This is a genomic window from Clostridium moniliforme, assembly GCF_017873235.1.
In the GTDB taxonomy this organism is placed as follows: Bacteria; Bacillota; Clostridia; order Clostridiales; family Clostridiaceae; genus Clostridium; species Clostridium moniliforme.
In genome coordinates this window covers 271,089-288,552 of record NZ_JAGGJZ010000001.1, presented here as the reverse complement: position 1 = coordinate 288,552, position 17,464 = coordinate 271,089, and the positions used below count along the sequence as shown (strand labels likewise).

At 25.4% G+C, this 17,464-nt stretch carries 16 protein-coding genes; 11 read left to right on the top strand and 5 right to left on the bottom strand.

What is annotated here, in order from left to right:
- Positions 1–135: 135 nt before the first annotated feature.
- Together J2Z53_RS01405 and J2Z53_RS01400 are read left to right on the top strand one after the other, a co-directional pair.
- Positions 136–792 carry a TIGR01906 family membrane protein gene (locus J2Z53_RS01405; RefSeq protein ID WP_209795438.1) on the top strand — a complete coding sequence of 219 codons (657 nt, stop codon included), beginning with the start codon at positions 136–138 and terminating at the stop codon, positions 790–792.
- Between the two features lie 145 nt (positions 793–937).
- Positions 938–1,753 (top strand): hypothetical protein, encoded by an 816-nt coding sequence (locus J2Z53_RS01400; RefSeq protein WP_209795437.1) that lies wholly within the window; start codon positions 938–940, stop codon positions 1,751–1,753.
- Here J2Z53_RS01400 and J2Z53_RS01395 read toward each other — a convergent pair.
- From J2Z53_RS01395 to J2Z53_RS01385, 3 genes are all read right to left on the bottom strand, one after another.
- Positions 1,734–2,609, bottom strand: a complete 876-nt coding sequence (locus J2Z53_RS01395) for a LysR family transcriptional regulator (protein ID WP_209795436.1) — start codon at positions 2,607–2,609, stop codon at positions 1,734–1,736. The two genes, J2Z53_RS01400 and J2Z53_RS01395, sit on opposite strands and share 20 nt — an antisense overlap.
- Positions 2,610–2,844: 235 nt before the next feature.
- Positions 2,845–4,473 carry an NAD-dependent malic enzyme gene (locus tag J2Z53_RS01390; protein ID WP_209795435.1) on the bottom strand — a complete coding sequence of 543 codons (1,629 nt, stop codon included), beginning with the start codon at positions 4,471–4,473 and terminating at the stop codon, positions 2,845–2,847.
- Positions 4,474–4,495: 22 nt separating this feature from the next.
- The gene (locus tag J2Z53_RS01385; RefSeq protein ID WP_209795434.1) at positions 4,496–5,926 is read right to left on the bottom strand and encodes an anion permease; all 1,431 of its coding nucleotides are present in this window, start codon (positions 5,924–5,926) and stop codon (positions 4,496–4,498) included.
- A 250-nt stretch (positions 5,927–6,176) separates the two neighbouring features.
- Here J2Z53_RS01385 and J2Z53_RS01380 point away from each other — a divergent pair, with 250 nt between their 5' ends.
- The 7 genes from J2Z53_RS01380 (at position 6,177) to J2Z53_RS01350 (ending at position 15,255) form a co-directional block, all read left to right on the top strand.
- Positions 6,177–7,454: a 2-hydroxyacyl-CoA dehydratase subunit D gene (locus J2Z53_RS01380; protein WP_209795433.1), complete on the top strand. Its 1,278-nt coding sequence runs from the start codon at positions 6,177–6,179 to the stop codon at positions 7,452–7,454.
- Position 7,455: 1 nt separating this feature from the next.
- Positions 7,456–9,117: an acyl-CoA dehydratase activase gene (locus J2Z53_RS01375; protein WP_209795432.1), complete on the top strand. Its 1,662-nt coding sequence runs from the start codon at positions 7,456–7,458 to the stop codon at positions 9,115–9,117.
- Positions 9,118–9,245: 128 nt separating this feature from the next.
- Positions 9,246–9,668, top strand: coding sequence for a MarR family winged helix-turn-helix transcriptional regulator (locus J2Z53_RS01370; protein WP_209795431.1), 423 nt, complete (start codon positions 9,246–9,248; stop codon positions 9,666–9,668).
- 126 nt (positions 9,669–9,794) lie between these two features.
- A complete protein-coding gene (locus tag J2Z53_RS01365) occupies positions 9,795–10,148 on the top strand; it encodes a carboxymuconolactone decarboxylase family protein (protein ID WP_209795430.1) in 354 nt (117 codons plus the stop codon).
- 167 nt (positions 10,149–10,315) lie between these two features.
- Positions 10,316–12,010 (top strand): dihydrolipoyl dehydrogenase, encoded by a 1,695-nt coding sequence (gene lpdA, locus J2Z53_RS01360; protein ID WP_209795429.1) that lies wholly within the window; start codon positions 10,316–10,318, stop codon positions 12,008–12,010.
- Positions 12,003–12,923 carry a lipoate--protein ligase gene (locus J2Z53_RS01355; protein ID WP_209795428.1) on the top strand — a complete coding sequence of 307 codons (921 nt, stop codon included), beginning with the start codon at positions 12,003–12,005 and terminating at the stop codon, positions 12,921–12,923. The genes lpdA and J2Z53_RS01355 overlap by 8 nt, the downstream gene beginning before the upstream one ends.
- 292 nt (positions 12,924–13,215) lie before the next feature.
- Entirely contained in the window at positions 13,216–15,255 is a 2,040-nt protein-coding gene (locus J2Z53_RS01350; protein ID WP_209795427.1) for a YgiQ family radical SAM protein, read from the top strand.
- Between the two features lie 62 nt (positions 15,256–15,317).
- On the opposite strand, the gene J2Z53_RS01345 is transcribed toward J2Z53_RS01350, so the two are convergent.
- A complete protein-coding gene (locus J2Z53_RS01345; RefSeq protein ID WP_209795426.1) occupies positions 15,318–15,620 on the bottom strand; it encodes a hypothetical protein in 303 nt (100 codons plus the stop codon).
- A 198-nt stretch (positions 15,621–15,818) separates the two neighbouring features.
- Here J2Z53_RS01345 and J2Z53_RS01340 point away from each other — a divergent pair, with 198 nt between their 5' ends.
- Positions 15,819–16,271 (top strand): hypothetical protein, encoded by a 453-nt coding sequence (locus J2Z53_RS01340; RefSeq protein ID WP_209795425.1) that lies wholly within the window; start codon positions 15,819–15,821, stop codon positions 16,269–16,271.
- A 223-nt stretch (positions 16,272–16,494) separates the two neighbouring features.
- On the top strand, positions 16,495–17,052 hold the full coding sequence (locus tag J2Z53_RS01335; protein ID WP_209795424.1) for a biotin transporter BioY: 558 nt from the start codon (positions 16,495–16,497) through the stop codon (positions 17,050–17,052).
- 96 nt (positions 17,053–17,148) lie between these two features.
- Here the strand turns inward: J2Z53_RS01335 and J2Z53_RS01330 are convergent, their stop codons facing one another.
- Entirely contained in the window at positions 17,149–17,412 is a 264-nt protein-coding gene (locus tag J2Z53_RS01330; protein WP_209795423.1) for a hypothetical protein, read from the bottom strand.
- Positions 17,413–17,464: the final 52 nt, after the last annotated feature.

Below are 17,464 nucleotides of genomic sequence, written 5' to 3'. Positions count from 1 at the left end.
TAAATGTATAAAAATACTGTGACACAAAGATAAAGTGTCACAAAATATTAAATAACAATATAAAATTGTATAAATATGGTAAAGCGATAAATTATATGGTATATTAAAATTAATTTTAATTATTAGGGGGTGCCTATGGAAAATAAATTTAAAGAAATATTATTTTCAATATATATTTTCTTATTTTCACTTGTAACTTCAGTTATAGCTGTTGTAAATACTACTTCAATATATAAATTTTGTATAACTAAATATTCTATAGAAAGTGCTAGTGGAGTAAAAAGAGAAGTTTTAATTAATGAGTACACTAAAATAATTAGATACTTAAGAAATCCATTTATCAAGGAACTTAATTTTGAAAATTTTCCTATGAGTTATGAAGGAAAATATCACTTCTTTGAGGTTAAAAAAATAATATTTACTATAGAAATATTATTTTGTATTTTTTTAATAATTGGAATTATTTTGTTTATTTTATATAAAAGAAAGAAATTTAAATTTCCAATTAAGAGTTTAAGTTATATGTTTAATTTTGTAATTGTAGGGTTCTTTTCACTTTTAGTTTCTTTTTATTTTGATTTTTCTTATGTATTTAACAAATTTCATGAAATTCTTTTTAATAATGATTATTGGATTTTTGATGAAAGGAAAGATCCAATAATTAAAGCCTTACCAGAGGAATTTTTTATGGTATGTGGAGTAGTTTGTATATTAATTGTTATAATTATTTCAATAATTTCAAAATTAATATATTTATATTATAAAAATAAGATAGAAATTAAAATGGATTAATTAAAATAAAAAATATTATGGCAATAGAAGAAAATTGTTTAGTTAAAATAAAAAATAAATCTTAATATTTTAAAAACAATAAAAGAAACTTTTATTTTTATAATGGTTTATAATTATAATTAGTTTAAAGAGGAGGCAGAAAAATATGATTGAAATATTTAAACTAAGTATACTATTTACTCTAGGAATAATTGCTTCTTTAATAGTTTTTGGATTATTAATAGGATATATTGAAAGAAAGAGTAGTAGTTTAATATATGGAAGACTTGGGAAAGGTGGAATAATTTTTACAGGTATTATAGGAACTACAGTTCATGAATTTAGTCATTTTATTATGTGTAAGTTATTTCTTCATAAAGTTACAGATGTTAAATGGTTTTCATTAAATATAAATAATGGAGGAGAACTTGGATATGTAAGACACTCTTATAACTTAAAAAGTATTTATCAAAGGATAGGAAACTTTTTTATAGGAGTTGCACCAGTTTTAATAGGAACTTTTATTTTAATTATTGCATATAAGTTTTTAATGAGAGATAGCTTTAATGAATTTATAAAAACTATTAATTTTAAAAACTATTTAGAAATTGGTAAAGATTTTAGTATTATAAATTTTCTTAATTATATTATTTTAGAATTTAAAAATATTATGGAGTCTTTGTTTACATTGCAAAATATTAAAACTTTAAATTTTTGGATATTTATGATTGTAGCTACTTCAGTAAGTACTCATATGTCATTAAGTAAAGCAGATTTAAAAAATTCCTTAGATGGAATAGGATTTATATTTTTATTTAGTGTTATACTTGGAATTTTGTTTTTTATATTCAAAGTTTCCTTTAGCAAGGCAGTAACTATAGTTTGTGTTTTTAATATAATAATTATTTCCTTTTTATCTATTGGATTATTATTTTCATTTATAACATTTTTAATAGTAAAACTTATATCTTTTTGTTTATAATTAAATCTCTAATTTCTTTTTCTTTTTTTGTAATATAGTGATCTTTTTTTAAGGCTAAAGATATATAAAAAGGAACAGATTTTTTTAGTGGTATTGTTTTTATTCCAGGCATATTTTTGACTGCCATATCAATCATAATTCCAACACCAAGTCCTGATGCAATTAAAGATTTTGCTGTTTGAATTTCATCAGTATGATATATGTTTTTAGGAATTATATCATTTTCTTTAAAAAGATTATTAAGTACTTTGCTATGTATGTAAGAGTTTCCTAAAACTATAAATTGTTCATTTTTAAGGTCTTTAAAATCTATTACTAATTTTTTAGATAAGTGATGATTTTTACTTACACATAACATAAAAGAATCTTTTTTTAAGAGTTTTGAATCTATATTATCATCATTTAAAGGTGATAAGGAACCTATAAAAGCTATATCTACTTTACCTGAATTTAAAAGATTATTCATTGCAAGAGATCCTGTTTCTACAAACTCAATACATTTTATAAAATCATTTTTAACTAAATCATCAATAAATAAAGGAAAGAAATAAGCACCTATAATAGGTGGAATTCCAAGTTTAATTTTATCATTATGTATTTTAGCAATTTCAAGTTTTGCTTCATTCATTTGATATAAAATATTTTTAACACGTTTTTCAAATACCATACCAGATTCTGTAAGAGTAAAAAGTTTTTTTGAATGATCTCTTATTATAAGTTTTGAATTTAATTCTTTCTCAAGTCTATGAAGGGACATAGTAATAGAAGGTTGTGATACATAAAGTTCCTTTGCAGCCTTTGTAAAACTTTTTGTTTTACATAAATGATTAAAGTATTCTAAATCTCTTATATTCATACATACAACTCCTTTCATATTAGAATACACTATTATAGTTATAAAATAATGAACAAAAAGTAAAAATTTGAACTATAATCTACACCATATTGTTTTTATAAATATATTTTTAAAATACTATTTTGCTTTTATAAAAAAATACTAATTTAAATTACAGTTAAAATTAAAAGGAGATAAAGAATGTAAATTTACATTCCTTATCTCCTTTAATTACTATTTAATTAGAATTAAAAAATTAATATTTTGCTTCCCAGATTTCTTTAAGTACTGCTTCTTTTGGATCAGAAATTTCAGCTCTATTTATACCTTCTTTAACAGCTTCACGTACAACTGCTGTTGCAACTAATTTTGAAGCTTCCTTAAGATCTTTAACAGGAGGTAAAATTGGCGCTCCAAGTTCTGAAAGATCTTGAAGTGATGCAATACCATGTGCAGCTTGTGATAGCATATTATCTGTAACAGTCTTTGATTTTGCAACAATTATTCCAAGACCAAGACCAGGATAAAGTAGGGCATTATTAGCTTGACCTATTGTATAAGTAACTCCATTATATGTAACAGGATCGGAAGGGCTTCCAGTTACAACTAAAGCTTTACCTTTACTCCATTTTATAATATCAGAAGCTTTTGCTTCACAAAGTTTAGTTGGATTTGAAATAGGCATAATAGCAGGTCTTTCATTAATTTCAGACATTGCCTTAACAACTCCTTCTGTAAAGGCTCCAGGTACACCAGAAGTTCCTATTATAACAGTTGGTTTAACTTCTCTAACTATTTCTTCAAGATCAGTTAAAGGTTTTTTAATTTCACCTATTTCTCTTGCATATCGTTTTTGTCCTTCTGTAAGATCATTCATATCTTTAGTAAGAAGTCCTTGTCTATCTACTAAATAGAAGTCTTTTTTAGCTTCTTCTTCACTTAAGCCACTTATCATTTTTTCAAATAATATTTGATCAGATACTCCAACACCTGCAGTACCACCACCAAATACTAAAATTTTATGATCTTTTACTGGAATTCCTGTAACTTTAGCTACAGCATTTAAAGCAGAAACCATCATAACTCCAGTTCCTTGAATATCATCATTAAATGTACATATTTTATCTCTATATTTTTCTAATATAGTTCTAGCATTAGAACGTCCAAAATCTTCCCAGTGAATAAGAACTTCAGGGAAAAGTTTTAGTGATATATTAACAAATTTATCTATAAAATCATAATATTTTTCTCCTGTAATTCTTTCATGTTTATTTCCTAAATAGAAAGGATCATTTAGAAGCTTTTCATTATTAGTACCAGCATCTATAACTATAGGTAATACACTTTTTGGATTAACTCCAGCAGCTACAGTATAAACTGCAAGCTTACCAATTGAAATATCAACTCCTTGTACACCCCAATCACCAATACCAAGAACACCTTCACCATCTGTAACAACTATTAATTTTATTTCATCAAGATCTTTTAAAGCAGATTTTATTGAAGATTCAATAAGTTCAGGATGGTCTACAGATAAAAATACTGCATCTTTTGGTGTATCAAAAGTTTTTGAATAGTTTATTACTGCATCTCCTATAGTTGGTGTATATATTATTGGAAGAAATTCTGTTATATGTCTTCCAACAGTATAATAAAATAATGTTCTATTTGTGTTGTAAAGGTTCATAAGAAATAAATGTTTATCTAAATTATTATTGAATGTTTTTGTTTTTTCATAAACTAATACTTCTTGTTCCTCTATCATTTGCACAGCACTTGGTAAAAGACCATTTAAATTATATTTTTCTCTTTCTTCTTCTGTAAATGCTGTTCCTTTGTTTAAAAAAGGATTTCTTAAAATATCTTGTTCTTTTAAATTACTCATAAACTATACACTCCTTTTATATTTAATATATTCCAAGTAGTTTCCACCACAAGGAACCAATACCTAACCAAATTATAAAATAAAATAATCCTAATATAAAGTTTAATCCCCACCATTTATTTTGTGGAACATACCCTGAACTGTAAAGAATAGTTGCAGGACCATTTGCATAGTGAGTTGTTGATGCAAATAGATTTGCAAATAAAGCAAGTGAAATAGCTGCAAGCATTGGAGGAACTCCTTCAGCTAAAGCTATACCAAGAAATGCTGAATACATAGCACTTACATGGGCAGTAGCACTTGCAAATATATAATGGCTATAGAAAAATACTACAACTAAAATAATTAATATTATAGGCCATGGGAAACCTGTTAAATTTACTTTTACTATATCCCTAAGGTAAGAGATTAGTCCAAGCTTATTTAATTGATCTGCCATCATAACAAGAATAGAGAACCAAATAAGAACATCCCAAGCACCTTTCTCTGATTTAACATCATCCCAATTTAATATATCAAATATTAAAAGTAGAGAAAATCCAATTAAAGCTGTAAGAGTTGTATTTATATGTAAGAATCCTCCTAGTATCCATAAAACTAATACAAGAATAAAAATCAAAGCCATTATCTTTTCAGAATTCTTAAGTTTTCCCATCTTTTTAAGAGCTTCTTCTGCAATTTTGGGAGCATCAGGAGTAATCTTAATTTCTGGTGGAAATAATTTATATATTATAAATGGTATAACTATTAAAGAAATTACACCTGGAACTAAAGCTGCTAGAAACCAACTAAACCAAGTTATTTGTATACCAAAACTTGCAGCTAAACTTTTAGCTAATGGGTTTGCAGCCATTGCAGTCATAAACATTGCTGAAGTTATAATATTTCCATGGAATTCTGAAAACATAAGGAAAGATCCAATCTTTCTTTCTGTTCCATTTTCAGGGTCAGATCCAAAGCTTTTAGCAAGTGAAGTAACAATTGGTGAAATAATTCCTCCAGCTCTAGCTGTGTTACTAGGAGTTGCAGGGGCTAAAATTAAATCACAAAAAACAATTGAATAGCAAAGACCTAAAGTTTTTTTACCAAAATGTTTTATAAACTTATAAGCTATTCTTGAACCTAAACCAGTTTTTGAAAGTCCTCTTGATATAAAGAATGCCATAACAACAAGCCAAATTATATTTTTACTAAAACCACTAAAGGCAGTTTTCATTGTAATTGTATGAGTTATTATAGCTAAAGTTACACCGATTATTGCAACTGCACCAATAGGAAATGGTCTTAAAATAAATCCAAGTATTGTTGCTATAAATATAGCTAACATATGCCATGCTATACTTGAAACGCCAATAGGATGTGGAATAAGCCAAATTATAATGGCAATTGCAATACATAATAAGAATTTTATATACTTACTTGAGGGCAGAGAATTAATATTATTTTTTTCCATTATTTAAGCTCCTTTCATACTGTCTACATAATAATTATAAATCTATAATTAAAATAAATAAAATATTGTTTATTTATTTACTCATAAACAAATTTTATAAGTAATGTAATCATTTTAAATACAAAGTTTTTAATTTATTAATTTTAAATATATAAATTATTAAAAATATTATCAATAATTAATGTATAATAAAAAACAATATTAATAATAATTTATTAATAAATAAACTTTAAAAAATTAAGGAGAGATTATGGATTTTATAAAAATTTATAGTGATATTTTAAAAAAAAATATTAATAATCCAGAAAAAATTAAAAAGATGCTTAAGTTTGGATATAATCTTGAACATTTTAATTTAAAATTTATAGGAGATAAAGAGTTACCAAAATCATTAAGATATTTATCTAAACTTTGTATGGAATTTACGTTAGCTCCTATGAATAATCCAGATAATTCAGCCTTTGTAAATGTATTTACTCCAACTGAATTTTTGCATGCTTTTGATATTAATCCACAGCTTATAGAGGCATTTTCCTCATATATATCAGGAACTCAATGTGAAGATGTTTTAATAGATAAGGCAGAAAGCTTTGGAATATCAGATAGCTTATGCTCTTATCATAAAACCTTTATAGGAGGTGCATTAACTGGAATAATAAATAAACCAAAATTTGCAATTACAACATCCACAGCTTGTGATGGAAACATAAATACATTTAGATGTTTGTCAGATATATATAATATAGATAAATTTGTAATTGATATTCCTTATGAATATTCAAAGGATGCAGAACAATATGTAAAAGTACAATTAAAAGAAATGGTAACTTTTATTGAAGATCATGTACATAAAAAATTAGATGAAGATAAGTTAAAAGAAATTATAAAAAATGAAAATAAATCTATTGAATATTATTTAAAATATTTAGATCTTTTAAAGGATAGATATTTTACAAATACATTAACCTGTGAAATGTTTAAAGTTTTTGCAACTCATATGGGAATGGGCAGGAAAGACACTTTAGAATTTTTTAGATTACTTTTAGAAGATGTAAAAAATGCTCCTAAAAATATTTCAGGAAAAAGGCTTCTATGGGTTCATTTACTTCCATTTTATAGTGAATCAATAAAAGGATTTTTAAATAAAAATGAAAAATATCAACTTATAATGTCAGATATGAATGGAGACTATCTTCATAAGTTAGATGTAGATAACCCTTATGAATCAATAGCTAAAAAGCTTATTCTAAATTCTTTTAATGGACCTTATGAAAGACGTGCTGAAAATATATTAAATCTTTCAAAAAATCTTAATGCAGATGGAGTTATTAATTTTTGCCATTTTGGATGTAAACAATCAAGTGGAGGAGCTTTAATATTGAAGGAACTTCTTAAAGAAAATAATATTCCAGTTCTTAATTTAGATGGAGATGCAGTTGATAGAAGAAATAGTCAAGAGGGACAAAATAAAACAAGGTTAGAAGCCTTTTTTGAAATGCTTGATAATGATAATAAGGGGGATAAATAAATTGATAGCTTGTATTTGCAAATATAGTCCATTTGCAGTGTTTGATGGATTTTCAGAAGAGGGAATAGTTATAGAAAGTGAAATTAATGGGTTTAAAGATTCAGAAATTTTACTTCATCCTAATATGTGTTCATATAGTAAGGTATTAATAGATACTATAATTGATAAAAATATAGATAAGGTATTTTTAGTGAACTGCTGTGATTCAATAAGAAGGCTTAAAGATACTTTAGAAAAAATACCTTCAATAAAATTTGTATATATGATGGATTTACCTAGAAAAAATAATTGCTGTGCAAAAGAAATTTTAAAAAATGAAATACTAAAATTTATAGATGAATATGAAAAATTTTCATTAAAAAAGTTTGATTTAGATAAATTCAATAAAAGTTTATATAAATATTTAGATTCAAATAATTTACCTGAAAATAAATATGTTTCTATACTAGGGGCAAGAGCTTCAAAGGATTTAATTCAAAAGATAGAAGATTCTTTAAGCTATCCATTAGTAAATAATACTTGCTCAAGAAAGCATTATCTAACTAATATAAAAAATTTTAATAATAAAGAGGAAGCAATAAGTTGGTATGCAAGTGAAATATTAAATTATACTCCTTGTATGAGAATGGAAGATATTACAAATAGAAGAGCTTTATTAGAAGACCCTAATTTAAAAGGAATTATTTATAATACAATTAAGTTTTGCGATCATTATTCTTATGAATATATGAGTCTTCAAAGAGGAAACTTACCTATACTAAAAATAGAAACAGATCTTACAAATCAAAGTAATGGGCAAATAAAAACACGTATAGAAGCTTTTAATGAGCAATTAGGTGGAGGAAACATAAAAATGAAAGATATTAAAAATAAAGATAAAATATATGTTATGGGAATAGATAGTGGTTCAACATCTACAAATGCTGTTGTATTAGATAAAGATAAAAATATATTAAGTAGTATAATAGTAAAAACTGGTGCTAAAAGTATGGATTCAGCATTTAAAGCTTTTGACCTAGCATTAGAAGAAGCAAATCTTAAAAAAGAAGATATATCTCTTATAGTTGGTACAGGATATGGAAGGTATAATATTCCTTTTGTAGATGAAAATATAACAGAAATAACTTGTCATGGAAAGGGAGCTCATTTTTTAAATCCAGAAGTTAGAACTATAATAGATATAGGTGGTCAAGATAGTAAAGCAATAGGAATAGATGAAAATGGAAATGTAAAAAGTTTTGTTATGAATGATAAATGTGCAGCAGGAACTGGAAGGTTTTTAGAAATGATAGCTAAAACATTAGAAATTGATTTAGAACAAATGTCAGAGGAAGGACTTTCTTATAAAGAAGATTTAACAATAACAAGTGTATGTTCAGTTTTTGCAGAATCAGAAGTTGTTTCTTTAATTGCAGATAATAAAGAAAGAAAAGATATAATTCATGGAATAAACAAATCAATAGCAACAAAAACAGTTGGTCTTGTAGAGAGAGTTTCAAGAAGGGAAAAGTATATGATGACAGGTGGAGTTGCAAAAAATAAAGGTGTTATAAAAGCTTTAGAGGAAAGATTAAATAGCAAAATATTTATAGCAGAAGAGCCACAAATATGTGGAGCCCTTGGAGCTGCTATTATAGGAATTGAAAAAATATTGGAAAATTAAGTTTTAACATTTTTAAGTTGGGAATAATTAAAATTATTCCCAATTTAAATTTAAAAATTATATTGAATTAAATTAATTTTAGCAATATAATATTTAGTATTGTAAAATTTTTAAAAGGAGATGAGGCTATGTTCAATATAGATGATTGCATTGGTTTTATAACAAATAAGGGAGCAAAAAAGTTGTCAGATGAATTTAATAAAAGAGTGCAACAATATGGCATGACAAGAGTTCAATGGATAGCCTTATTTTATATAGGAAAATCAGATGGTGTTTCTCAAAAAGAACTTTCTGACCTTATGAATGTAAAAGAGTCATCAATGGTTAGGTTAATTGACCGTATGGAAAAAGAAGATTTAGTTATAAGAAAAAAACAAACAAATGATAGAAGAGTTACAAGTATATTTTTAACTCTTAAAGGAAAAGAGCTTAGAGAAAAAGTATTACCGTTAGGACAAGAATTTCAAGATGATGCTACAAAAGGAATTTCATCAGAGGAATTAGATAATTTTAAAAAAGTTTTAGAAAAAATGATAAAAAACATTTGTTAATAAGTTGACAATACCATCTTTTGGTGGTATTTTTATATTAACAAATACTTGTAATGCTAAGAATTAATATTACAAGTATTAATACTGCAAGTATTTAAATTAAAAATATTTTAGGAGGTTTTTTTAATGAAAAAAGATGTAAGAGCAATGTTAAATAGTTTTATGAATGGATTAAATGATTTAGGAGAAACAAATGGTGAAAGTGTTAACGCTTTTATGAATCTTTTAGGTACAAATTATGCAGAAGGTGCTGTAAGCACTAAAACAAAAGAATTAATAAGTGTTGCTATAGCTGTTTATAATAGATGTGAATATTGTATAGTATTCCACACATATAAAGCATTAGAAGCTGGAGCAACTAGAGAAGAAATATTAGAATCAGCAATGGTATCTGTTGCCTTTGGTGGTGGACCAACTATGGCATATTCTGTTACTTTATTAAAAGACTCACTTGATGAATTCGAAAAGGATTTTAAATAAGAATAAATTTAATTAATTTTTTATAGGTTGCTCTAAAAGTTATATATAATTTAATTTTTTTTAGATTTTTAGAAATTTTAAGAAAATTAAAATTTAAATAACTTTTAAAGTAGCCTATTTTTATTGCAAATATTTAAAATAAATTTATTAAGGATTGAGGGATAAATATGGATATAAAATTAGAGACTATAAGTGGACACAGTAAAACATCAAAAATTGGAAAAATAAATGTTAAAGTAGGAGATCAAGTTAAAGTTAATGATGTATTGCTTCAACTTGAAACTAATAAGGGAAACAGTCCTTTTAAAGCAAAAGGTAATTTTAAGATAGAAGAAATCAAAGTTTCAGAAGGTGATGAAGTAAAGGTTAATGATATTTTATTTGTAGTAAGTGGAGAAAATAAAATAAATAGTAAACCAAAAGTTGATTATTTTGGAAATATGATTAAAGGTAAGAAAGAAGATATAAAAACTGACCTTTTAATTATTGGAGGAGGTCCAGGAGGATATGTTGCAGCTATATATGCAGCAAAAAAAGGATTAAACACAGTGTTAGTAGAAAAGGGAGAACTTGGAGGAACATGCTTAAATGTAGGATGTATTCCAACAAAAGCTTTAGTAAAATCTTCTGAAGTATATAAAGATGCTCTTTTAGGTGAAGAGTTTGGTTTTGAAGTAGAAAATATAAAAGTTAAAATGGATAAGGTTATAGATAGAAAAGATAAAATAAAAGGAAATTTAGTTTCAGGAATTGATTATTTATTAAGTAAAAATAATGTAAGAGTAATTAAGGGAAGTGCATTATTTTTAGATGATAAAACAGTAGTTGCAAAAAAAGGAAAAGATGAGTACAAAATAGAAGCTAAAAATATTATTGTTGCTACAGGTTCTAAAATTTCTAAAATAAATATTAAAGGTATAGACTTACCATTTGTATTAAATAGTACATCTGCATTAGATAATAAAAATTTACCAAAATCTATTACAATAATTGGTGGTGGAGTTATTGGAATGGAATTTGCATTTATATATTCAAACTTTGGTGTAAAGGTAAATGTAGTTGAATATATGGATAGACTTCTTACAATGGTTGATGATGATATATCAGAAGAAATTAAAAATATAGCAAAGGATAATGGAATAAACATATATACATCTTCAAAGGTTACTAAAATTGAAGAAGCAGAAAATAAAGATGCAATTGTATTTTTTGAAAATGAAGGAAAGGAAAAATATTTAATTTCAGAAAATGTTTTAGTTGCAATTGGAAGAGAACCAAATATAGACGGATTAGATATTGAAAAAACTTCCATAGAATTAAATAATAGAGGAAGAGGAATAAAAGTTGATGATACATTAAAGACTAATGTTCCTAATATTTACGCAATAGGTGATGTTAATAATAAAATGCAACTTGCACATGTTGCCTCTCATCAAGGAATTGTTGCAGTAGACAACATACTTTCAAAGGATAAGAAAATGAAATATGATTGTGTTCCTAATGTAATATTTACAGCGCCAGAAATTGCATCTGTTGGATTAACAGAAAGAGAATGTATAGAAAATAAAATAAATACAAAGATAAGTAAATTCCCATTTTCAGCTAATGGTAAGGCACTTACAATGGGTGAAAGTAGAGGATTTATAAAAATAATTAAAGATATTGACAATAATAAAATAGTAGGGGCTTCATTAATAGGTGTTGATGCATCTTCACTTATAAGTACATTAACAGTAATAATAAAAAATAATATAAAAGATGAGGATATAATAGATACAATATTTGCTCACCCAACAACTGGTGAAGTAATTCATGAAGCAGCCCTTGGACTTTCAATTGGAGCTATACATTATCATGAATAGACTTGTTATATCAGAGGAAACTAATCCATATTATAATTTAGCATTAGAAGAGGAGCTTTTAAAAACTGTAAGAAATAATGAAACTATATTATATCTTTGGCAAAATGATAAAACTGTAGTTATAGGTAGAAATCAAAATCCATATTTAGAATGTAATATTGATTATATGAATGAAAATAATATATTTTTAGCTAGGAGAATTTCAGGTGGTGGAGCAGTATTTCATGATTTAGCTAATTTAAACTTTACATTTGTAACAAAGGAAGAAAATGTAAATTTAGAAAAACAAATGAAGGTTTTAAAATTAGTGGTAGAAGGTTTTGGATTGAAGGTTGAATTTTCAGGGAGAAATGACCTTTTAGTAAATGGAAGAAAATTTTCAGGTCATGCTTTTTATAATGAAGATGGAAACTATTTTCATCATGGAACATTAATGGTTAATGTAAATGTTAATATATTAGGAGATGTTCTTAATCCTTCTAAATTAAAACTTAAGTCAAAGGGAATAAAATCTGTAAAGAGCAGAGTTATTAATTTAAATGAATTAAATAATGAAATTACAATTGAAAGTTTAAAAAATTCTTTAGAAAAAGCCTTTGAAAAGATATATGGGAAAATATCAGAAAAAGATATTTACAATGTTAATTTAAAAATCCCTAAATTTTATGATAAATATAAAAATCCATTATGGAACTTTGGAGAAAGCCCTAAATATGATGTTATATTAGAAGAAAAATTACCAATAGGAAATATTCAAGTAAATTTAAATATAGAAAATGGAATAGTAAAAGAAGGAAGAATACATTCAGATACATTAAAAAATATAGATTTTAAAAATATAGAAGAAAAATTAATTGGGAAAATATTTTTAAAAGATAATATTTTAAATATAATAAGAGAAGATTTAATGTAGAAAATTATTAAATTTAGCTATGATTTAAAGTAGTGTTAATTTTAGATACTGCCTTATGCTTATTTAAATTTTTTTAGAGCGGGTTTTTACTATCCATTTCATAATAATAAAAGGACAAGTTATCTTGTTCTTTTATTATTTTATGCAAAAAATTATATAAAATAATAAATAAATTAAAAAAATATCTTTTTTTCTTAAATTAAAGTATTATAATAGAGAAATATGCTTTATAATATTAAATTGGACTAAAATTTGAATATAGATGTTAATAATATAGATAGAAGGTGATAATATGACAGAAAATAGATTTTTACCAATATGTAAAAAAGATATGGAAGATAGAGGTTGGGAACAATGTGACTTTATTATTGTTACAGGAGATGCCTATATAGATCATCATAGCTTTGGTACTGCAATTATTTCTAGAGTATTGGAAGATGCAGGATATAAGGTTGGTATAATTCCTCAACCAGATTGGCATAGTACAAAAGATTTTATGAAACTTGGAAAACCAAGACTTGGATTTTTAGTTAACGGTGGAAACATGGACTCTATGGTTAACCATTATACTGTAAGTAAGAGAAGAAGAGACAAAGATCTTTATACTCCAGGTGGAAAGATGGGAGCTAGACCAGATAGAGCTACTATTGTTTATTGTAATAAAATTAGGGAAGCTTATAAGCACGTTAATTTAATTATTGGAGGAATTGAAGCAAGTCTTAGAAGATTTGCTCATTATGATTACTGGGGAGATAATGTAAGAAATTCAATTCTTATAGATAGTGGAGCAGACCTTTTAGTATATGGAATGAGTGAAAGACAAATAGTTGAAGTAGCTAATTGTTTAAATGATGGATTTGAAGCTAAATACATAAGACATGTAAATGGTACTTGCTATGCAGTGGAATCCTTAGATGAAGTTTATAATTATTATATTGAAATTCCATCCTGTGAGGAAGTTTCATCTAACAAAAGAAAATATGCAGAAGCTTTTAAGATTCAATATGAAGAACAGGATCCAGTTAGGGGAAAACAAATTATTCAAAAACATGGAAATAGATATGTTGTTGTAAATAAACCAGAAATGCCATTAACTAGAGAAGAACTTGATAAAGTTTATGCCCTTCCATATGCAAAGAACTATCATCCTATATATGAAAAGGATGGAGGAATTGCAGCAATAGAGGAAGTTAAATTTTCAATAGTAAGCTCAAGAGGTTGCTTTGGTAATTGTAATTTCTGTGCTATAACATTCCATCAAGGAAGAGCAGTTCAAAGTAGAAGTGAAGATTCAATTCTTAAAGAAGCTGTTGAAATAACAAATCTTAAAGATTTTAAAGGATATATTCATGATGTAGGTGGTCCTACTGCAAACTTTAGAAAGCCAGCATGTAAAACTCAGCTTACATTAGGTGCATGTAAACATAAGCAATGTTTAACTCCAAAGCCATGTAAAAATATGATTGTAGACCATTCAGAATATTTACATTTACTTAGAAAAATAAGAAAACTTCCAAAGATTAAAAAAGTATTTGTACGTTCAGGTCTTAGATATGATTATATAATGGCTGATAAAGATGATACTTTCTTTAGAGAATTAATAGAACATCATGTAAGTGGACAATTAAAAGTTGCACCAGAACATGTAGCTCCTCAGGCTTTAAAGTATATGAATAAGCCGGCTGGAAAAACTTATGATAGATTTAGAGAAAAATTCTTTAAAATAAATAGGCAACTTGGAAAAGAACAATATTTAATTCCATATTTAATGTCAAGTCATCCAGGTTGTGGATTAAAAGAAGCAGTAGAACTTGCTGAATATTTAAGAGATACAAAGTATCAACCAGAGCAAGTTCAAGATTTCTATCCAACACCAGGAACAATGTCAACAACAATGTTTTATACAGGACTTGATCCTTTAACAATGGAAGAAGTTTATATTCCAAAAACTAGAGAAGAAAAAGCTATGCAAAGGGCACTTCTTCAATTTAAAAATCCTAAAAATTATAATTTAGTTCATAAAGCATTAGAACTTGCAGGAAGGGAAGATTTAATTGGAAACGGACCAAAATGTTTAATTCAATCAAGAGAAACTCGCTATATTGCAAGTATGCATGGTAAGAAGAAATCTTCTTCTGGATACAAAGGAAATAAAAATAATGAAGGTAGACACGATAAAACTTCTAACAATAAGGGAAGAGGAAATAAAGAAAAGTTCTCAAAAGATAATGATTTTAGAAGTAAGAAAAGTTCTAGAGTAGATGATGCACCAAGATATAAAGGTAAAAAAAGTAGAGGACCTGCAAGACTTAGAAATAAAAAGAAAAGATAAAAATAAAAAAGCATGCTTATCTTAAATTTAAAGGATAAGCATGCTTTTAAATATATTAATAATTAAATTGAAAAGGCATCAACAGTTTTATTTTCATAAGGACAAATCTTTTTAGAGTGTTTAATTAAGTTCTTTTTTGAAAGATAAGAACAAATTGAATCAATATAAGTTGAAGGATCAGTTGAATTTATACTATCATTTAGCATTAATGTTGCTTTTAAATGACTATATGATATTGAATTTAACATTGCATCAATTTCATGGGAAGTAAAGTACTTACCAGGATTTTTAGCAAGAAATAAATTAACATCATTTGCTAATGAGTATAATATCTTTTCTTCATTTTTATTTGTTTCTATATTCATAAAATCACTCCTCAAATAAAAAAATAATTTTAATATAACGTTTTATAAAATACTATAAAAATATTTTATGTAAATGTTTACTATAGTATAAGTATATCAGATTAAGTAAGAAAATTAAAGGATGATACAAAATAGATTAATAAATTGATATAATATATTTAGGGAGAAGAGGGTATAGAACTTTAAGGAGGTTTTTTTATGGAAGTAATAGATTTTAATGAAATACATAAGAAAAAAATTGAGGAAAAAGCCTATGAGAATTTTGATATTATAAAAATTGAAGATGACAGTTATTTAATAAATGATAATAATGCATTTTCAGATGAAATAGAGTATGATTTTATTGATGATAATAGATTTACAGAAGAACTTGCAACAAAAATTAGAGAACTAAGTTGCTGTGAAGGAGATTGTATAACTGTAACAATAAGATACTATGAAAATGAAGAAAATAATGTATTAGAGGTTATTAATTTATCAAATGAAGATATTATAGAAATTAATACAAATATGAATTTGGATTATGATACAAGAAGAAAGATTGTTAATTTTATAGTGTATAATCTTGAGGAAGATGATATAAATGTTTCTTTTTATCTTCACTATAATTTTGAATTATTAAGAGATTTAGTAGAGTCTATTTCTGAATAAGTTAATATAATAGATAAAATATTAAAATATTAATATAGTTTATAGATTAAAAAGTTTTTCTAAGTTTTTAGAAAAACTTTTTTGTTATAGTGATGAATTAAATTGTCAACTAAAAAATAAAATTAAGTTGACAATTTAAATGTAAAAAGTTATTATTCTAATATACTTTGATTATCAAATTAAATCACAATGAAAATAAAAATATTTACTTGGAGGAAAATTTATGAAGTTAAAAACTAGAGATTTAATACTTATTTCAATGTTTGCAGCTTTTACAGCTGTAGGAGCTTTTATTAGAATTCCTATACCAATTGTACCTTTTACACTTCAGTATTTTTTTTGTGCTTTAGGGGCTATAATTTTGGGAGCAAAAAAAGGAGCATTAGCTCAAATATTATATGTTGTAATTGGACTTATTGGAGTTCCAATATTTACACAAGGTGGAGGCCCTCAATATATATTTAAGCCTACATTTGGTTATTTAATAGGATTTATATTTGGAGCTTTTATAATTGGAAAAATAACAGAAAAATCTAAGAATTTAAATATATTTAAAGTTTTTATAAGTTGTATTTTAGGATTATTAGCAATTTATTTATTTGGAATTATTCATATGATTATAATTTATAATTTTTACTTAAGAGAAACAATGAGTATTTGGACAGCAATTAGTGTTGGAGCTATTACTTTTATTCCAAGCGATTTCTTATTAAGCCTTGTAACGTCTATAATTTCTATAAAAGTCTTACCACAATTAAAAAGGTTAGGTTATATAAATTAAATATTATATTTTAGTTTATATAAAGTTTAGAAAATAAATATTAAATAAAAGATTTAAAATAAGTGTTATAGAAAAAAATCTATAACACTTATTTTATTAACTATTTAATATTGTATTTAAATCATCAATTAAAACTTTTAAATCGTAAGCATCTTTAGGAATTAATATTCTATATTTATCTTTATCTTTTTCTTCATACTTTGATTTTATTTTAGCAAAATAATTTTTTATTTCTTGAGATTTATTTTCGCCTAATTCTTTTTCTTTTTCTAAAGTAATTTTATGAAAGATAGTTGAAGAGTTTTCATTATCTTTACCCTCTTGTTTTTCTATTTTTATGTAATCTTTTATATTTTTCATAATTATCACCTCTATTATATTTTATCATTTAAAATTTAATCTATGGCAAAAA

Bases quoted from the DNA above. Each gene is read 5' to 3' on its own strand.
- J2Z53_RS01405 (WP_209795438.1), top strand. From the start codon at position 136: ATGGAAAATAAATTTAAAGAAATATTATTTTCAATATATATTTTCTTA.
- J2Z53_RS01400 (WP_209795437.1), top strand. From the start codon at position 938: ATGATTGAAATATTTAAACTAAGTATACTATTTACTCTAGGAATAATT.
- J2Z53_RS01395 (WP_209795436.1), bottom strand. From the start codon at position 2,609: ATGAATATAAGAGATTTAGAATACTTTAATCATTTATGTAAAACAAAA.
- J2Z53_RS01390 (WP_209795435.1), bottom strand. From the start codon at position 4,473: ATGAGTAATTTAAAAGAACAAGATATTTTAAGAAATCCTTTTTTAAAC.
- J2Z53_RS01385 (WP_209795434.1), bottom strand. From the start codon at position 5,926: ATGGAAAAAAATAATATTAATTCTCTGCCCTCAAGTAAGTATATAAAA.
- J2Z53_RS01380 (WP_209795433.1), top strand. From the start codon at position 6,177: ATGGATTTTATAAAAATTTATAGTGATATTTTAAAAAAAAATATTAAT.
- J2Z53_RS01370 (WP_209795431.1), top strand. From the start codon at position 9,246: ATGTTCAATATAGATGATTGCATTGGTTTTATAACAAATAAGGGAGCA.
- J2Z53_RS01365 (WP_209795430.1), top strand. From the start codon at position 9,795: ATGAAAAAAGATGTAAGAGCAATGTTAAATAGTTTTATGAATGGATTA.
- lpdA (WP_209795429.1), top strand. From the start codon at position 10,316: ATGGATATAAAATTAGAGACTATAAGTGGACACAGTAAAACATCAAAA.
- J2Z53_RS01355 (WP_209795428.1), top strand. From the start codon at position 12,003: ATGAATAGACTTGTTATATCAGAGGAAACTAATCCATATTATAATTTA.
- J2Z53_RS01350 (WP_209795427.1), top strand. From the start codon at position 13,216: ATGACAGAAAATAGATTTTTACCAATATGTAAAAAAGATATGGAAGAT.
- J2Z53_RS01345 (WP_209795426.1), bottom strand. From the start codon at position 15,620: ATGAATATAGAAACAAATAAAAATGAAGAAAAGATATTATACTCATTA.
- J2Z53_RS01340 (WP_209795425.1), top strand. From the start codon at position 15,819: ATGGAAGTAATAGATTTTAATGAAATACATAAGAAAAAAATTGAGGAA.
- J2Z53_RS01335 (WP_209795424.1), top strand. From the start codon at position 16,495: ATGAAGTTAAAAACTAGAGATTTAATACTTATTTCAATGTTTGCAGCT.
- J2Z53_RS01330 (WP_209795423.1), bottom strand. From the start codon at position 17,412: ATGAAAAATATAAAAGATTACATAAAAATAGAAAAACAAGAGGGTAAA.